At 73.3% G+C, this 17,118-nt stretch carries 16 protein-coding genes and 1 tRNA gene; 5 read left to right on the plus strand and 12 right to left on the minus strand.

From position 1 onward, the window contains the following. Positions 1–133 precede the first annotated feature (133 nt). Positions 134–931: a hypothetical protein gene (locus ADK64_RS25780; protein WP_053662402.1), complete on the plus strand. Its 798-nt coding sequence runs from the start codon at positions 134–136 to the stop codon at positions 929–931. A 166-nt stretch (positions 932–1,097) separates the two neighbouring features. Next, positions 1,098–2,711 (plus strand): translation initiation factor 2, encoded by a 1,614-nt coding sequence (locus tag ADK64_RS25785; RefSeq protein ID WP_420713041.1) that lies wholly within the window; start codon positions 1,098–1,100, stop codon positions 2,709–2,711. On the opposite strand, the gene ADK64_RS25790 is transcribed toward ADK64_RS25785, so the two are convergent. Continuing rightward, on the minus strand, positions 2,699–4,834 hold the full coding sequence (locus ADK64_RS25790; RefSeq protein WP_078992830.1) for an NB-ARC domain-containing protein: 2,136 nt from the start codon (positions 4,832–4,834) through the stop codon (positions 2,699–2,701). The genes ADK64_RS25785 and ADK64_RS25790 overlap by 13 nt on opposite strands. A 142-nt stretch (positions 4,835–4,976) precedes the next feature. Between ADK64_RS25790 and ADK64_RS25795 the strand changes: the two genes are divergently transcribed. Then, entirely contained in the window at positions 4,977–5,384 is a 408-nt protein-coding gene (locus ADK64_RS25795) for a hypothetical protein (protein ID WP_053662406.1), read from the plus strand. A 120-nt stretch (positions 5,385–5,504) separates the two neighbouring features. On the opposite strand, the gene ADK64_RS25800 is transcribed toward ADK64_RS25795, so the two are convergent. Next, positions 5,505–5,578: transfer RNA gene (locus ADK64_RS25800), tRNA-Pro, on the minus strand. A gap of 125 nt (positions 5,579–5,703) precedes the next feature. Here ADK64_RS25800 and ADK64_RS25805 point away from each other — a divergent pair. Next, a complete protein-coding gene (locus ADK64_RS25805; protein ID WP_053662408.1) occupies positions 5,704–6,411 on the plus strand; it encodes a transketolase in 708 nt (235 codons plus the stop codon). Between the two features lie 46 nt (positions 6,412–6,457). Continuing rightward, a complete protein-coding gene (locus ADK64_RS25810; RefSeq protein WP_053662410.1) occupies positions 6,458–7,378 on the plus strand; it encodes a transketolase family protein in 921 nt (306 codons plus the stop codon). A gap of 87 nt (positions 7,379–7,465) precedes the next feature. Here ADK64_RS25810 and ADK64_RS25815 read toward each other — a convergent pair whose 3' ends face one another. The 10 genes from ADK64_RS25815 to ADK64_RS25860 all read right to left on the minus strand — a co-directional run bounded on the left by ADK64_RS25815 (position 7,466) and on the right by ADK64_RS25860 (position 17,070). Next, the gene (locus ADK64_RS25815) at positions 7,466–8,755 is read right to left on the minus strand and encodes an MFS transporter (protein ID WP_053662412.1); all 1,290 of its coding nucleotides are present in this window, start codon (positions 8,753–8,755) and stop codon (positions 7,466–7,468) included. A gap of 96 nt (positions 8,756–8,851) precedes the next feature. Beyond that, on the minus strand, positions 8,852–9,211 hold the full coding sequence (locus ADK64_RS25820) for an MmcQ/YjbR family DNA-binding protein (RefSeq protein WP_053662414.1): 360 nt from the start codon (positions 9,209–9,211) through the stop codon (positions 8,852–8,854). A 75-nt stretch (positions 9,212–9,286) separates the two neighbouring features. Next, a complete protein-coding gene (locus ADK64_RS25825) occupies positions 9,287–10,195 on the minus strand; it encodes a LysR family transcriptional regulator (RefSeq protein WP_053662416.1) in 909 nt (302 codons plus the stop codon). Between the two features lie 31 nt (positions 10,196–10,226). Beyond that, positions 10,227–11,426, minus strand: a complete 1,200-nt coding sequence (locus tag ADK64_RS25830) for a glycine C-acetyltransferase (RefSeq protein WP_053662418.1) — start codon at positions 11,424–11,426, stop codon at positions 10,227–10,229. 54 nt (positions 11,427–11,480) lie between these two features. Next, complete coding sequence (gene tdh / locus ADK64_RS25835; protein ID WP_053662420.1) at positions 11,481–12,509, minus strand: L-threonine 3-dehydrogenase; 1,029 nt, start codon at positions 12,507–12,509, stop codon at positions 11,481–11,483. 226 nt (positions 12,510–12,735) lie between these two features. Beyond that, a complete protein-coding gene (locus tag ADK64_RS25840; protein ID WP_053662422.1) occupies positions 12,736–13,311 on the minus strand; it encodes a GAF domain-containing protein in 576 nt (191 codons plus the stop codon). Positions 13,312–13,396: 85 nt separating this feature from the next. Beyond that, complete coding sequence (locus ADK64_RS25845; RefSeq protein ID WP_053662424.1) at positions 13,397–13,996, minus strand: GTP-binding protein; 600 nt, start codon at positions 13,994–13,996, stop codon at positions 13,397–13,399. Continuing rightward, a complete protein-coding gene (locus ADK64_RS25850) occupies positions 13,974–14,345 on the minus strand; it encodes a DUF742 domain-containing protein (RefSeq protein ID WP_053662432.1) in 372 nt (123 codons plus the stop codon). Before ADK64_RS25850 ends, ADK64_RS25845 begins: the two co-directional genes overlap by 23 nt. 2 nt (positions 14,346–14,347) lie before the next feature. Further along, positions 14,348–14,782, minus strand: coding sequence for a roadblock/LC7 domain-containing protein (locus ADK64_RS25855; protein WP_053662433.1), 435 nt, complete (start codon positions 14,780–14,782; stop codon positions 14,348–14,350). A gap of 104 nt (positions 14,783–14,886) precedes the next feature. After that, complete coding sequence (locus ADK64_RS25860; protein WP_107093081.1) at positions 14,887–17,070, minus strand: sensor histidine kinase; 2,184 nt, start codon at positions 17,068–17,070, stop codon at positions 14,887–14,889. Positions 17,071–17,118 lie beyond the last annotated feature (48 nt).

The raw sequence follows: 17,118 nt of genomic DNA on the forward strand, positions 1-17,118 counted from the left end.
CCAGGGAAGTCATCGACGCGTTCAGGTTGTGTTCAGGCTCGCCGCACCCCGTGGCAACAACTGCACCAGAGGCCCCAAAACAATGGCAAAGGGGGATGGGGAAACGGCGGTCGCGCATGCGAGGGTGCGAGCCATGAGCACAGAGCACGTCCTCGACCAGCGGCCCCGCGATCACGCACGCGCGCGCATACGCGAGAGCGCGAACAAGGTGCCGGAGGTGACCGTCTACTTCTGGATCATCAAGGTCCTCACCACCGGCATGGGCGAGACCGCCTCCGACTTCCTGGCCCACCTGTTCGGCCCGATCCCGGCGGTCGGTCTCGGCGGTCTCGCCTTCGCCGCGGCGCTCGTGCTCCAGTTCGCCGTCCGCCGGTACGTGGCGTGGATCTACTGGACGGCGATCGTGATGGTCAGCGTGTTCGGCACGATGGCCGCGGACGTGCTGCACGTGGGCCTCGGTGTCCCGTACACCCTGTCCACCCCGCTCTTCCTCGTCGCCCTGGCGGCCGTCTTCGCCCTCTGGTACGCGAGCGAGCGCACCCTGTCCATCCACTCGATCCGCACCCGCCGCCGCGAGTGCTTCTACTGGGCGGCCGTCCTCGCCACGTTCGCGCTGGGCACCGCCGCGGGCGACCTCACCGCGACCATCGGCCTCGGCTACCTGGGCTCGGCCGTGCTGTTCGCCGTGGCGATCTGCGTCCCGGCCCTCACCCACCGGATGCGCCTGCTGGGCGCGGTGACCGCGTTCTGGACGGCGTACGTCATCACCCGCCCGCTCGGCGCGTCCCTCGCCGACTGGATGGCCGTTCCGGCCAAGCGGGGCGGCCTGGCGTGGGGGCTGGGGCCGGTGACGCTGTCCTGGACGGTGGCGATCGTCGGGTTCGTGGTGTTCATGGCGGTGTCGCGACGGGACACCGAGCCGACGGTCTGACTGCGGCGCATCGGGCCGCGGGGGCCGATTCCGGCCCCCGGTAGGATCCTTCCGGAAGGGCGGAACCGACAGCAGAGACGGCACTCTTGATACAATGCACGATTTGCGAGCAGCGAGCAGCGAGCAGCGAGCAGCGAGCAGCGAGCAGCGCGTGGTGCTCGTGGCCGTGCGGTCCGCCGGGGCGCTGCACCGGCTGCTCGACGTACTGCCCGTCTTCGAGGGCGATGAGCGGATCGGCATCCGCTTCACCCTGGTGCCCGGCTCCGACTTCGACGTGGACGCGCTGGCGGCCCTGGAGCGGTCCGGGGCCCGTACGGTCTCCTGGGACGAGGCCCGCGTCGGCCGGCACGACCTGATCCTCGGCGCCAGCCCCAAGGGCCCCTTGCGTGTCCTGTCCGGCCCCCGGGCACTGCTCCCGCACGGAGCGGGCTTCAACAAGACGATCCCCGGCGAGGGTTCACCGCATCTGCCCTCCGGCCTCGACCCCCACCATCTGCTCGCGGACGGCGAGCCCTGGGCCGATCTGTACGCCCTGGCCCACGACACCCAGCTCGCCGCCCTCACCGGCCACTGCCCCGCGGCCGCCGCCCGGGCGGCCGTGGTGGGCGACCCCACGCTGGACCGGCTCCTCGCCTCCGCCGGCCACCGGGGCCGGTACCGGCAGGCCCTCGGCACCGGCGGGCGCCGGCTGGTCGTCCTGGCCTCCACCTGGGGACCGGAGTCCCTCCTCACCCGCCGCCCGGGCCTGCCCGCCGAACTCGTCGGCCAACTCCCCTACGACTCCTACCAGTTCGCCTTGGTCCTGCATCCGAACGAGTTCAGCCGGCTCGGGTCCTTCGACCTGTCCCGGCAGCTGGCACCCGCCCTGTCCGGCGGTCTGGTCCTGGCCGGCCCGTACGAGGAATGGGCCGCGGTGCTGGTCGCGGCGGACGCCGTCATCACCGACCACGGGTCCAGTGCCCTCTACGCCGCCGCTCAGGGGCGCCCCGTCATCGGTGCCTACGACGGAGGAGCGGAACTGATCCCGGACAGCCCGATGGCCCGGCTCCTGGCCCGCGTGCCCGCACTGTCCTCGCCCGCCGAACTGGACGAGGCCCTCGCGGCCGCCGCGGCGGTGGACACCGTCGGCCTCGCCCGCGCCGCGTTCGCCCGGCAGGGCGAGTCGCTCGGCAGGCTGCGCGACGAGTTGTACCGGCTGCTCGGCCTCGCGCCCCGTGCCGTCCCGGTCGCCGCGGCCCCGCTCACCCGGCCCACGAGCACGCCTCGCCGGCCGGCCGCCTTCGCCGTACGGGCCGCTGTGTCCGGGCACCACGTCCGCGTCGAGCGCCTCGCCCCCGGCACCGCCGAGGCCGTACACCATCTGGCGGCCCAGCACCCCGAGGCCGGGCCACGGCACACGCAGAGCGCCGCCGTGCTGTGGCGCCGGGCCTCGGGCGGGGCCGCCGCACCGCCCAGCAGCGCCTGGACCGCCGGAGGCTGGACCGCCCGGATGCTCGACGAGGCCCCCGGCTGCCGTACCGCCGCCGCGATCCTCACCCCGGAGCGCTGCCTCGTCCGGCACCGCACCGCCGGGACGTTCACGGTCCACGTCGCACCGGTCCGGGCCGACGGGAAGGTCGTGCGCCCCGATCCGGCCGCCGTCGTCTCGGCGGTCCATGCCTGGCTGGGCGCGGCCGGGCCGTCGAAGGCGCCGGTGTCGCTGGTGTGCGACATCGGCCCGTCGACGGTCCGGGTGCGCGTGGAGGACGTGGATCCGGGCGACCTCGACTACGAGTTGTGAGGGCCGCCGGACAGGGCACCGGCTTCCAGCTCCAGCTGCCGCGCCGCCGTACGGTGCCGCTCGGCCCCAGCGGCGTCGCCCCGCTCCTCGGCGAGCGCGGCCAGCTCCGCCAGGATCCGCGCCTCGTCGGTGCCGGAGCCGCGCTCGCGGGCACTGTCCAGGGCGGCGCGGACGAGTTCCTCCGCCCGCGCCGCCCGGCCGGTCCGGCGCAGGGCCCGGCCCAGGGCGAAGCCCGTGCGCGCGGTCATGCGTTCCCGCTCCTGCTCCACAGCCATGCGATGCGCCTCGGTCAGCAGCAGGACCGCGCGCTCGGCGTCGCCCAGGCGCAGCACGGCACCGCCCAGCAGGTAGGTCTGGAGCAGCACGCCGTAGGGGTTGGGGATCTCGGCGTGGGCCGCGCGCGCCGCCTCGAAGTCGGCCGCCGCGCCCGACCATGCGCCCCGCGCCGCCTCGGCGTCGCCCGCCGCGTCCGACGCGTCGCCCCGCGCCGACTTCAGCAGCCCCCGGAACTCCACCGTCGACGCCTTCAGCTTCCGTTCCGCGACGGAGTCGCCCAGGGCCTCGGCGGCGTGCAGCGCCTGCCGCACCTGCTCGGCGGCCTCGTCGTACCGCTGCTGTTCCCAGAGCGGCCGGGCCAGCTGGCAGCGCATCCGGATCATCGCCGGCAGGTGTTCCGAGCGGTCGGCCGCCGCGACACCGATGGTGAAGACGTCGGTGATGTCCGCGTAGTGGGGGTGGTCGAGGAAGTGCGTCCACAGGGGCTCGCACAGCGCCCAGGCGTCCGCGTGGAGGCCTGTGTCGTGGGCCAGCCGGACACAGCCGTAGAGCGCCAGCCGCTCGGACCGGAGCCACTTGAGCGCTTCCGTCTTGCCGGCGAACGCGATGTCGTCGGCCGCCGGCGCGGCACCGCCGGGCAGCTCGGCGAAGGTCATCCGGGCTCCGGCGGCCAGCAGGTCCGCGCGGGCGGCCTGCCGTCGGTACCAGCCGAGCAGCCGGCGCCGTGCGGCGGCACGCTCGGTCCCCTCCGGGTCGGCCTGCCGCGCCCGGCGCTCGGCGTGGCCGCGGAGCAGGGCGTGCGTCCGGTACCCCTCGGGGCGCACTTCCAGCAGTCCCGCCGACTCCAGTTCCTCCAGCGCGTCGTCCGCCTCCTGCGGCCCGTCCCCGAGCAGTACGGAGGCGGCCGGCGCCGTGAGGAAGGGAGCCGGATGCTGGGGCAGCAGGCGGTACAGGCGCGCGGCCTGCGGTCCGAGCCCGGCGTACGCCGCGTCCCACACCGCCTCGACCATGGGAATGCCCTTCTCGTGCAGCTCCGCGGTCAGGTCGGCGACCAGCCGGGACAGTCCGCGCCTGCGGTAGCGGCGGACCCAGTGGCCGGCCACCTGGAGGGCCGCGGGGAGCCCGCCGCAGCCTCGGGCGAGTTCGGCCGCCGTCTCCGGCTCGGCCCGCAACCGCGGATCGTCGACGATCTTCCCGAGCAGCCGCACGGCGTCGTCCACCGACAGCGGGTCGACGGCCACTTCGACGGCCGAGGTGACGTCGAGGTCGTACAGCACGCCATGGCTGGTGACGATCACCAGGCTGTGGGGCGAGGACGGCAGCAGGGGCAGGACCTCGCTGCCGGACCGCGCGTTGTCGACGACCACGACGAGCCGTTTGTCCCGGGTGCGGTTCCAGTACTGTTTCGACCGGCCGGCGAACGACCGCCCCCACCATTCGGCGGCGACGTCCAGACCGGTCAGCAGCTCGGCGAGCGCGTCCGCCACCTCCACGGCGCCGTCCCGGCGCAGATCGTCCAGATCTACGTACAGCACACCGTCCGGGTAGCGGTCGCTGTACCGACGTGCCAGGTGGAAGCCCAGCGCGGTCTTGCCGACCCCGCCCACTCCGGTCAACGCGACGACCAGCGGCCCGGCGTGGCCGGTGTGGCCCTCGACGGCTCCGGCGATGCGCTCCTGTTCCCGCAGGCGGTTCTCGAACGTCGTGAGCGCGGGCGGAAGTTGGAAGGGGGCCGGCCGGACCTCGGGCGCCGCACCGTGCCAGTGCTGGTGCAGTTCTCCGATGCGTCCGGCCTGGACCACCGCCTCCGCGTGCCCGTCCATCGTGTTGCGCGTCTCCTCGGCCATGCGCCAACCCTACGGTCCACGCCCCCTGCTGACGGTGCGCCAGGCATGGTCGGAACGTGCCAACTTGTCTCACCGGTGTGTCGCGAGTACGGCACTCGGCGCCGTAAGGTGTGGCTCCACACACCGACCAGGGAGTACCTCGATGGACCCGATCACCGCGGCGGCGCTCACCTCGCTGGCCGGGAGCCTCGGCGGCGAGGCCGGGCGCAACGCCTGGCAGGGACTGGCCGCGCTGGTGCGCCGCCCCTTCCGCCGGGCGGCGGGCGAGGACTCCGGCGAGGTCTCCGGGGTGAGCTCGGGCGAGGTAGAACTGGCCGCGCTGGCAGGCCAGCCGGACAACGCCGCCCACGCCCAGGCCCTGGCCACCGCGCTCGGCGTACGGGCGGCCCTCGACGGCGAGTTCCGGGCGCTGCTGGAGGAGTGGTGGACGCGGGCGCGTGCCGACACGGGCGGCGACGTGCACAACACCGTGAGCGGGACACAGAACGGCACGGTGTTTCAGGGCCGGGACTTCTCCGGCAGCATCACACTGCATCTGGGGCAGCAGTGATGGCTGGACGCTGAGCCGCCCGTCGCCCCCCTCGGTGGCGGCGTGGTCGGCGCCGCTGACGGACGATCAACGCGAAGAAGGGCCTCCACAGGCTCTCGCCTGCGAAGACCCTTCGCACCGTCGGGACGACAGGATTTGAACCTGCGACCCCTTGACCCCCAGTCAAGTGCGCTACCAAGCTGCGCCACGTCCCGGTGCCGTCTGACCTGGGATTTCCCCGGTCGAAACGCGCAGGGAAACCATACCGCACTCGGATCAGTGGTCGCGCCCCGGTTTCCCTGTTGACCTCAACCTTGGTCGAGGTTGCACGATCGTCGACATGACGATCACAGCGGACGAGAGCCGCACGTACGGCTACGACGACCTGCCCGAGCTGATGAGCCTGATGACCGGCGACGAGAAGCACGGGCCGGCGGCCACCTCCACGCTCGACGTGCTGTGGGTGCTCTACGACCGGGTGCTCCGGGTGACTCCGGAGCGGCGGGACGATCCGGCCCGGGACCGGTTCCTGCTGAGCAAGGGTCACGGGCCGATGGCGTACTACGCGGTACTGGCCGCGAAGGGATTCGTACCGGCCGGCTGGCTGCCCGGGTTCGGGTCGTACGACTCCCCGCTCGGGCATCACCCGGACCGGGTGCTGGTGCCGGGGGCCGAGATCGCCAGCGGGTCGCTCGGGCACGGGCTGCCCATCGCCGTGGGCAGCGCGCTGGGCCTGCGGGCGCAGGGGCTGCACGACCCGGCGGTCTGGGTCCTGATCGGGGATGCCGAGCTGGACGAGGGCAGCAACCACGAGGCGATCGCCTTCGCCGGGCCCGCCGGTCTGGAGCGGCTGCACACCATCGTGGTCGACAACTCCTCCGCCAGCCATGCGCTGCCCGGCGGGATCGCCGCCCGGTTCGAGGCGGCGGGCTGGTCCGCGGTGACCGTCGACGGGCGCGATCACGAGGCGCTGTACGCCGCGTTCACGGCGCCCCATCCGGGGCGACCGCACGTGGTCGTGGCCCGGGTCGAGCCGAAGAACGCCTGACTCTCCCGCGCTGTCTGGAACCGCTCTCTGGAAAGGGCTCCCCTTCATGGAAACCATGCGTGACCGTATCGCCCCCGCCGTCTCCCGCATGCTCGACGAGGATCCGCGGGTCGCGGTCGTCCTCGCCGAGATCGGCAAGGACGGCTTCCGTGAGGCCATGGCCCGGCATCCGGACCGGGTCGTCAACGTCGGCATCCGGGAGCAGCTGCTGGTCGGGGCGGCGGCGGGGATGGCGCTGACCGGACTGCGGCCGGTCGTGCACACCTTCGCCAGCTTCCTCGTGGAGCGGCCGTTCGAGCAGGTCAAGCTGGATCTCGGGCATCAGGACGCGGGAGCGGTGCTGGTCAGCGCGGCGGCCTCGTACGACTGGCCGGCGGGCGGCTACACACATATGTCTCCCGGCGACGTGGCGCTCCTCGACACCCTCGACGGCTGGACCGTCCATGTGCCCGGCCATCCGGACGAGGCCGAGGCCCTGCTGCACCACGCGGTCGCCGCGGGCGACGACAAGGTGTACGTACGGCTCTCCGTGCAGTCCAACCAGCGGGGCCGGGTGCTCGACGGACGGCACTTCGTCACGGTCCGCGAGGGCCGCTCCGGCGTGGTCGTCGCCGTCGGCCCGATGCTGGACGCGGTCCTCGCCGCGACGGAGGGCCTGGACGTGACCGTGCTGTACGCGACGACCGTACGGCCCTTCGACGCGGCGGGCCTGCGCCGGGCCACGGAGGCGACGGGCACCGACGTCGTCCTGGTCGAGCCCTGTCTCGCGGGCACCTCGACCAGCGCGGTGAGCGAGGCCCTGTCCGGCGTACCGCACCGGGTGCTGGCCCTGGGCGTGGGCCGCCGGGAGCTGCGCCGCTACGGAACGATCGAGGAGCACGTGGCCGCGCACGGGCTGGACGCGAGCGGCTTGCGGGAGCGGATCGGCGGGTTCGTGGGGGCGGGGCGGTCGGCCGCAGGGGTGTGATCGCGGGGCCGGCGCCGCCCCGGAACGGGGACTGCGTGCGGCTGCGCGCGGGGAGCGACACGGCTGGTGCGGGTTCCTCGCGAATGGTCAGTGCGGCGGTGTGTACGCGTCCGCCCGGACCAGGTCGCGTATCGCCGGGATCGCGAGCAGGGCCGTGGCCACCGCGACGCTCGTCGCGGCCGATACCAGCAGGACGTGGCCGGCGCCGAGGGTAACCGCCGCCGGGCCCGCGAGGGCCTGGCCGACCGGCATCATGGCGAGGGAGCCCGCGACGTCGTAGGCGTGGATGCGGTTGAGGACGTCGGCCGGAACCTGGGTCTGCACGCTGGTCGCCCACATCACGCCCCAGAAGGACATCCCGGCACCGGCGACGGCCGCCCCGGCCGCCATCGCCGGTACGCCGAGGCCCGCGCCGACGGCCGCCGGGAAGCCGAAGAAGGCGAACAGGGCGACCGCGCCCGCACGGAGCATGCGGTGCGGGCGGAGCCGGAGGGCGAGCACACCGCCGACGACGGTGCCCGCGCCGAGGGCCGAGTTGACCAGGCCGTAGGCGCGCGGACCGTGGTGCTGGACGACCTCGGTGGCCACCAGCGGGACCGTGGGTCCGTACACGGCGATCATGTACAGGCACCACACGGCGATCACGCCCCACAGCCAGGGCCGGGATCCGAACTCCCGCCAGCCCTGGACCAGATCGGCCCGGAAGGCGCGTATCCCGCGGCCGGCCCGCACGCGGGCGCCCTCGGGCAGCGGGGGCAGCCGGAGCAGCAGCAGGCACAGGGCGCTCGCCGCGTAGGTGCCGGCGTGCGCGGCGAACACACCGCCGGGTGAGGCGAAGCCGACCAGGAGGCCGGCGACGGCCGGGCCGGCGAGCTGGGCGGCGGACTCGGCGACGCGTATCGCGCCGTTCGCGCCCTGGATGTCGGCGGCCAGCCGGGGCACCGTACTGGCCACGCCCGGCTGGAAGACCGCTCCCGCCACGCCGTTGACGACGCCGATGGCGCAGACCTGCCACAGCACCACCTGCCCGGTGAAGAACAGGCTCGCGGCGAGGGACTGGGTGACGAGCCGGACCAGGTCGGCGCCGATCATCAGCCGACGGGTGCTGAACCGGTCGGCGATGACGCCGCCGAAGACGACGAGTCCGGCGAACGCCGCCGCCGTAGAGGCCATGGCGAGGCCGACCGCGCCCGCGCCGTACCCGTGCTCCAGCAGGCCGGCGGCGAGGGCCACCGGCAGCATGGTGTCGCCGAGCCGGGCGACGGCCCGCGCCGCGAAGAACAGGGCGAAGTCCCGTGACCAGACGGCCGGGGCCCCGGCCTCGCTCAGCCGTGCGCCCCGGGTGGTGCTGTCGTGCTGTGCGTCCGTTCCCGTCATGGCGGATGCTCCCTCCCCTGCCGGCCCGGCCGGACCACCACGCCGCCCGCGCCGCGCGGGATCATGCCACGCCCGGCCCGCACCCACCGGGGAATTTCACTCCCCGGGCAGACGGCCCAACTCGGGGTAGGCGTCCAGCAGTCGGGGCGGGGCGGCCTGGCGCCAGGAGTCGGCGAGGATGTCGCGCAGCTCGTCCTCGTCCTCCAGCGCGCCGAGTCTCGCTCTCACCCAGGCGAACTGCGCCTCGTGGGAGGCGATCCAGAACTTCTCCGGCTCGGCCAGCACCAGTTCGTCGCGCTCGTCCTTGGGACAGCGCACGGCGATGGAGGTCTCCTCCTCGGGCAGGGTCGCGAACATCTTCCCGGCGACCCGGAAGGTGGGCATGCTCCAGGCGATCTTCTCCGTGGTGTCCGGCAGGGACAGGGCGATACGGCGTACGTCTTCTGCGTCCGGCATGCAACGCACCGTAGCCCCTGCCACTGACACTCACCCGTCCGGCGAACGCGCCGGCCCGCGTGCGTCAGGGCAGCCTCACGCCGCCTCCTGCGCCGCCCGCCCCAGCGCCTCCAGGACCGGGCGGATCAGCGGGTGTCCCTCGGCTCCGCGCCGTACCGCGGCGAAGACGCGCCGGGTCGGGGCCACGCCGTCGACGGGGCGGACGACCACGCCGGTCAGGTCCATGCCGTTCAGTGCGGAGCGCGGTACGAGGGCCACGCCCGCGCCGGCCGAGGCCAGGGCGACGACGGCGCGGAAGTCGTCGGAGGAGTGCTCCAGGCGGGGCTGGAAGCCGGCGCTCTCGCAGGCGAGGACGACCACGTCGTGGCAGGGGTTGCCGGGGTACGGACCGATCCAGGGATCCTTGGCCAGGTCGGCGAGGGGCACCTCGGCGCTGTCCGCGAGGCGGTGCCCGGGCGGGACGACCGCGTCGAACGGCTCGGCGTAGAGCGGGACATGGGTGAGCCGGGGGTCGTCGGCAGGCGGGGCACCCCGGTACTCCACGGCGACCGCCACGTCGACCTGCCGGTCCAGCACCATGGGCAGGCTCGCGTCGCCCTCCACGTCCTGGACCCGGGTCCGGATGCCGGGCGCGGTGTCCGCGAGCCGGGCCACGGCCGGTGCCACGACCTGGGTGATGCCGGTGGCGAAGGCGGCCACGGTGACCGTGCCCGCCTCGCCCGAGTCGTAGGCCGCGAGTTCCGCCTCGGCCCGCTCCAGCTGGGCCAGGACCGCGTTGGTGTGGCCGAGCAGGATCTCGCCGGCCTGGGTGAGCCGTACCCCCTTCGCACCGCGCTCGACCAGCCGGTGGCCGGTCTCCTGCTCCAGCGCCGTCAGCTGCTGGGAGACCGCGGAGGGGGTGAGATAGAGCGCGGCGGCCGCCGCGGTGACCGTGCGGTGGTCGGCCACCGCACGGAGGATGTGGAGCCGCCGCGCTTCGATCATGGGCTCCATTATCCCAGGGCGTCCGCCCCGGTCAGGCCGCCAGTTCCGCGCGGGCGGCGACGAACGCGTCCACCGCGCGGTTGACGTCCGCCGTGGAATGCGCGGCGGACAGCTGGACGCGGATGCGGGCCTGGCCCTGCGGGACGACCGGGTAGGAGAAGCCGATCACGTAGACGCCGCGCTCCAGCAGCAGCTCGGCCATGCGGCCGGCCTCGGACGCGTCGCCGATCATGACGGGGGCGATGGCGTGGTCGCCGGGGAGGATGTCGAAGCCCTCCTCGGTCATCCGGCCGCGGAACAGCGCGGTGTTCGCCGCGAGCCTCTCCCGCAGGTCCCCCGCCGACTCCAGCAGGTCGAGGACCTTCAGCGAGGCGGCGGCGATCACCGGTGCGAGCGTGTTGGAGAACAGGTACGGCCGGGAGCGCTGGCGCAGCAGGGCGACGATCTCGGCGCGGGCGGCCACATAGCCGCCGGAGGCGCCGCCGAGCGCCTTGCCGAGGGTGCCGGTGATGATGTCGACGCGGTCCATGACGCCGTGCAGCTCGGGGGTGCCGCGGCCGGTCGGGCCGACGAAGCCGACGGCGTGCGAGTCGTCGACCATGACCATCGCGTCGTAGCGGTCGGCGAGGTCGCAGATCTCGCGCAGCGGGGCGACGTAACCGTCCATGGAGAACACGCCGTCCGTGACGACCAGCTTGCGGCGGGCGCCGCCCTCGGTCGCCTCCTTGAGCTTCGTCTCCAGGTCGGCGAGGTCGCGGTTGGCGTAGCGGAAGCGGCGGGCCTTGGACAGGCGGATGCCGTCGATGATGGAGGCGTGGTTGAGGGCGTCGGAGATCACCGCGTCCTCCTCGCCGAGCAGGGTCTCGAAGACGCCGCCGTTGGCGTCGAAGCAGGAGGAGTACAGGATCGTGTCCTCCTGGCCGAGGAAGGACGACAGGCGCGCCTCCAGCTCCTTGTGCACCTCCTGGGTGCCGCAGATGAAGCGGACGGAGGCCATGCCGTAGCCCCAGCGGTCGAGGGCCTCGTGGGCGGCGGCGATCACCTCGGGGTGGTCGGCGAGGCCGAGGTAGTTGTTGGCGCAGAAGTTGAGGACCTCGCCGGGGCGGCCGCCGGCGGTGACGCCGACGGTCGCGGACTGCGGGGTGCCGATGACCCGCTCGGGCTTGTGCAGGCCGGCGACGCGGATCTCGTCGAGGGTGGCGCGCAGATCGTCGCGGACGGAGTCGAACATGAGGGGGCTCTCCTGAAGGTGCTGGCTGGTGACGGGAGTCGGGCGTCGCGCGGCTTACGCGGTCCAGTCGAGGATGACCTTGCCGCCCTTGCCGCTCGCGGCGTCGGCGAAGGCCGCCTCGTAGTCGCGGTAGCCGTACCGGCCGGTGATCACGGGGGCGAGATCCAGGCCGCCCTCCAGCAGCACCGACATCGCGTACCAGGTCTCGAACATCTCGCGGCCGTAGATGCCCTTGATGGTGATCATCGAGGTGACGATCCGGGACCAGTCGACCGGGAACTCCTGGGCGGGCAGGCCGAGCATCGCGATCCGGCCGCCGTGCGTCATGTTGGCGATCATGTCCCGCATGGCCTCGGGGCGGCCGGACATCTCCAGGCCGACGTCGAAGCCCTCGCGCAGCCCCAGCTCGCGCTGACCGTCGGCGATCGTGGTCTGCGCGACGTTCAGGGCGAGGCTCGCGCCGATCTTGCGGGCCAGCTCCAGGCGCTCCTCGCTGACGTCGGTGACGACGACGTTGCGGGCGCCGGCGTGCCGGGCCACGGCGGCGGCCATCAGGCCGATCGGTCCGGCGCCGGTGATCAGGACGTCCTCGCCGACCAGCGGGAAGGACAGCGCGGTGTGCACGGCGTTGCCGAACGGGTCGAAGATCGCGGCGATGTCGAGGTCGACGGGGACGCGGTGCACCCACACGTTGGTCGCGGGCAGGGCGACGTACTCGGCGAACGCACCGTCGCGGCCGACGCCGAGGCCGACGGTGGCCCGGCACAGGTGGCGGCGGCCGGCCAGACAGTTGCGGCACTTGCCGCACACCAGATGGCCCTCGCCGCTGACCCGGTCGCCGATGCGGATGTCGGTCACGTCCCGGCCGGTTTCGACGACCTGCCCGACGAACTCGTGCCCGACCACGAGCGGGGTGCTGATCGCCTGCTGGGCCCAGCCGTCCCAGGACCGGATGTGCAGGTCGGTGCCGCAGATACCGGTCCGCATGACCTTGATCAGTACGTCACCGGGGCCGATCGCGGGCTCCGGGACGTCCGTCAGCCAGAGCCCGGGCTCCGCCTTCTCCTTGACCAGCGCCTTCACGAGTGCGGCTCCTGTGGGTGAGGTCCCGGCGCGCGGGCAGCCGTAAGAGGCCCGCACCGGGTCAGAGGGGTGGAATCACCCTGCAATCTGCCGTACGTGCGGGGTGCGGGTCCATCGAGCTTTTCTTAACCGCCGCCTCAGCTTTCCTTCACGCCTGCGGGGTTTCCCGCACGTCGGCGGGGGTTTGCCCGCACATCGGCCGGTGTCGGCGGGCCACCCGTCCGGCTCAGAGGGGCAACCCGTCCTCGGCGCTCCGTTCGAGGCGTACGACGAGATCGGCGGCGAGTGCCTTGATGGTCTCCAGGCCTGCCCTCCCCCACCCACGGGGCTCGATGTCGGCCGCGCACACGGTGCCGAGCACCATGCCGGAACTGTCGATGAGCGGGGCACCCAGGTAGGAGCGGATGCCGTAGGCGTCGACGACCGGGTTGCCGGCGAAACGCGGGTAGTCGCGGACATCCTCCAGGACCAGCGCCTTACGGCGGACCACCACATGGGGGCAGAAGCCATGGTCGCGCGGCAGGACGCGGCCGAGCTCGGCTCTGGTGCCGTCCTCGCGGACGACCGGTGCGACGGCGGGGGTGCTCAGGCCGGCGAAGAACTGGTGCTCCTCGCCGATGAAGTTGACCATGGCGTACGGAGCGCCGGTGAGCTGGGCGAGATGACCCGCGAAGCCGTCGAGCGCGGGATCGGGGCGGTCCGCCAGGCCGAGTCGGCGCAGCCGGTGGACCCGCGCGGGGGCTTCTCTGTCCTCGGGGGTGAGCAGCAGACCCCGGACCGGCCGGGGCGGCTCGTAGCTCATGGCCGGGCTCCTGGCCGGGTTCCCGGCCGGGCTTCGGCGCTGTGGGCGTACCTCATATAGGAACTCCGTGGGCGGTAGGTCGGGATCACATGTGGGCGCCGTGGCTCGGCGCGGCCGCCGGAGCGTGGGCGAGGAGGTGGCGTACGAGGGTGAGCAGGGTCTGCACGCCGGAGCTGGAAATGCGGGCGTCGCAGCAGACGACCGGGATCCCGGGGTCGAGGTCGAGGGCCGCGCGCACTTCCGCCGGGTCGTAGCGGAAGCCGCCGTCGAACTCGTTGATCGCCACGATGAAGGCGAGACCGCGCTCCTCGAAGAAGTCCACGGCCGCGAAGCACTCCTCCAGGCGGCGGGTGTCGGCGAGGATCACCGCGCCGAGCGCGCCCTCGGACAGCTCGTCCCACATGAACCAGAATCGCTCCTGCCCGGGTGTGCCGAACAGGTACAGCACATGCTCCGGATCGAGGGTGATCCGGCCGAAGTCCATGGCGACCGTGGTCTCCATCTTGTTCTCGATGCCGTCGAGACTGTCCGTTCCGACGCTGACCGTGGTGAGCAGCTCCTCCGTACTGAGCGGGGCGATCTCGCTGACCGCGCCCACGAAGGTCGTCTTGCCGACCCCGAACCCGCCCGCCACCAGGATTTTCAGCGCGGTCGGGAACGGGTCAGAGCTGTCGTCGTAGTCCATCGAGCACTGCCTCCAGCAGAGACCGGTCAGTGGGTGTGTGGTGGAAGACGGGGGGCTTGGTGGTCAGCGCCCCGCAGTCGAGGAGGTCCGAGAGCAGCACCTTGGTGACCACCGCGGGCAGTTTCAGCTGCGCGGCGACCTCGGCGACCGAGACGGGCGCCCGGCACAGGTCCAGCGCCTGGACGTGCTCGGGGCCGAGGTAGCCGAGCGGGGTGGCGCCGGTGACCATCACCTGCGACATCAGGTCGAGGGCGACGCTGGGCTCGGTCCGTCCGTTGCTGACCGTGAAGGGACGCACCAGCCGTCCGGCCGCGTCGTCCAGCCAGGGCCCGTCGCCGGCTGCGGCCACGCTCAAGGCCTCGTCGCCGCGGAGTCGACAGGGTATTGCCGGGGCGCGGTCACCAGGTAGGGCCGGACGCTCTTGACGAGCATCGCCATCTCGTAGCCCAGGACGGCCGCGTCGGCCTCCCGCCCCGCGAGCACGGCCAGGCAGGTGCCGGAGCCGGCGGTGGTGACGAACAGCAGGGTCGAGTCGAGCTCGACGACGACCTGGCGGACGTCCCCGCCGTCACCGAACCGGACGCCCGCGCTGCGGCCGAGGGAGTACAGGCCGGAGGCCAGGGCCGCCATGTGGTCGGCGCTGTCGATGTCGAGGCCGTGCACGGACTTCACGAGCCCGTCGCAGGACAGGAGCACCGCGCTGCTGGTGTGCGGTACGCGCTGCACGAGGCCGCTCAGCAGCCAGTCGAGGTCGGATGCATGGGCGGTCGGCGCATCGCTCGCCATGGTGGATCGACTCCTTGGGGTACGAAGGTCTGTGGGAGCGCGGGCAGTTGGGACACGGGACGGGGTGGAGCAAGGCTGGCGTGGGGGTGGGTAGGTGCGGGCGGTCAGCCGGCCGGGGCGCTCCCGTCGGGCCGGCCGGCGCCATGGGCACCGTCGAATCCGGACGCGTGGCTGCGCCCTTGGGATATGGGCGTCGGGTCCAGGTGCTCCGCCTCTTCTATGGGTACGGGCTCCATGGGTACGGCCTCCAGGTGCCCCAGGTTTTCCATGTGCTGCTGCGCCTCGGCGAGTCCGATGCCGCGCTGGAAGGCGGCCATCAGCCCCGGATCGTGGCCCGCGACGGTGTCGGCGTCCTGGCGGGGTGCCGGGCCGCCGCGCAGCTGGGGCACGATGTGCTCCTGGGCGCGGCGGCGGGGCAGTTGGGGCTTGCCCATGGTGCCGCGTACGGTGCCGGCGCGCGGGGTGGGCAGGACGCCGGCGTGTGCCTCGACCGCGGGCCGGTCCCCGGCGCTGATGCCGGGCACGGCCGCGGCGGGGGTGGGCCGCTCCTGCCGGGCCCCGCGCACGGGAAGCGGCGCGGGTTCGCCTCCGCTCCGCCCGCCCGCGCCGTCCAGGGCACCTTGCCGCCCCGAGCCGGCCTCGGTGACGGGCCGTTCAGAACCACGGCCCCCTGAACCACTGTCTCCGGAACCGCCGTCTCCAGAACCGCTATGCACGGAACCGCTATGTACGGAACTGCCATGTACGGACCCGACGCGTCCGGAACTGCTATGTGCGGAACCGCTGTGTCCGGCAGCGCTGTGTCCAGGACCGACATGCCCGGCACCGGTTTCGACACCGTGCTGCCCGGAGCCGCTCGCGGTCCCGTGCTGGGCGTGCCTCCGCCGTCCGGTACCGGAGACCTGCCCTGCGCCGCCCTGTGCGGCGGCTCCGTACTCCGGCCGACCTCCCGGCACCGGCGCTGACGCGGGCGCGGAAGCCCGCACCTGAGCGTGCCCCTCCGCCTGGCCGTGCGACCCGTGTCCCTGCGGTCCCGTCTGCGGCGGCGCACCGGTGTCGGCCGACTCGCCGGGCGCTGCCGCCGCCGTACCCAACAAGGCCTGCGGGACGACGAGTACGGCCTGCACGCCGCCGTAGATGTTGGTCTGCAGGCGCACATGGATGCCGTGCCGGCGGGCTAGCTGGGAGACGACGTAGAGCCCGATGCGGCCGTCGGCCAGCAGGCTGGCGACGTTGACCTGGTCGGGGTCGGCGAGCAGGGCGTTCATCCGGTTCTGTTCGCCGACGGGCATGCCGAGTCCGCGGTCCTCGACCTCCACGGCGAGCCCGGAGGTGACGAGGTTGGCGCGGAGCAGCACCTGGGTGTGCGGGGCGGAGAACACCGAGGCGTTCTCGATGAGTTCGGCGAGCAGGTGGATGACGTCGGCGACGGCGTGGCCGCGCAGTTCGCCGTCGATCGGCGGCACCAGCTTGACCCGGGAGTACTGCTCGACCTCGGCGATGGCGGAGCGCAGCACCTCGGTCATGCTCACCGGATTGCTCCACTGCCGCCGGGAGACGGCGCCGCCGAGCACGGCGAGGTTCTCGGCGTGCCGCCGGATGCGGGTGGCCAGGTGGTCCACGTGGAACAGGCCCTTGAGCAGGTCGGGGTCCTCGATCTCGTTCTCCAGCTCGTCGAGGATCGAGATCTCCCGGTGCACGAGGGACTGCAGCCGGCGCGCGAGGTTGACGAAGACTTCCAGCTTCTGCTCGTTGCCCGCGTGGCTGGAGAGCTGGGCGGCGCGCACGACGGCGGTGACGGCGCCGTCGTGTGCGCGGGCGAGGTCGGCGGCGAGCAGTTCGAGTTCGTCGGCGTCCGCGGGCGGGCGGCGCGGCGGGGTGCGCTGCGGCGGGGTAGCGCCCTGGCGCAGCGCGTCCACCAGGGAGTGCAGGTCGGCCTCACCGCGCGCGGCGGTACGGCGCAGCGCGTCGACGCGGTCGGCGACCGAGCGGGCGGCACGGTCGGCGGCCACGGCGGCGATGAGGATGCCGGCGACGGTCACGGTGACCGCTCCCGCGAGCACCGCCCACAGGACGGGGCCGGTGCGGGCGCCGGTGGAGCGGATGCTGAACAGGACCGCGGCGGTGGCGCTGAGCGCGACCGCGAGGGGCGGCAGCACGGCGAGCCGCATGAGCTGGGGCCGTATCTGCGTCTCGGGCAGTGCGGGAGCGGTTCGGGCGACCGGTCGCCCGTGCCGGCCGCCCTCCCGGCGGTCGGCACGTGTGGCCGGTGCTCGGAGGTCAGACATCTGCGTCCTCGTACTGGTCCGTCGGGCCTGCCCTCGCGGGGTGCGCAA

Source organism: Streptomyces sp. MMG1121 (genome assembly GCF_001280015.1).
GTDB lineage: Bacteria > Actinomycetota > Actinomycetes > Streptomycetales > Streptomycetaceae > Streptomyces.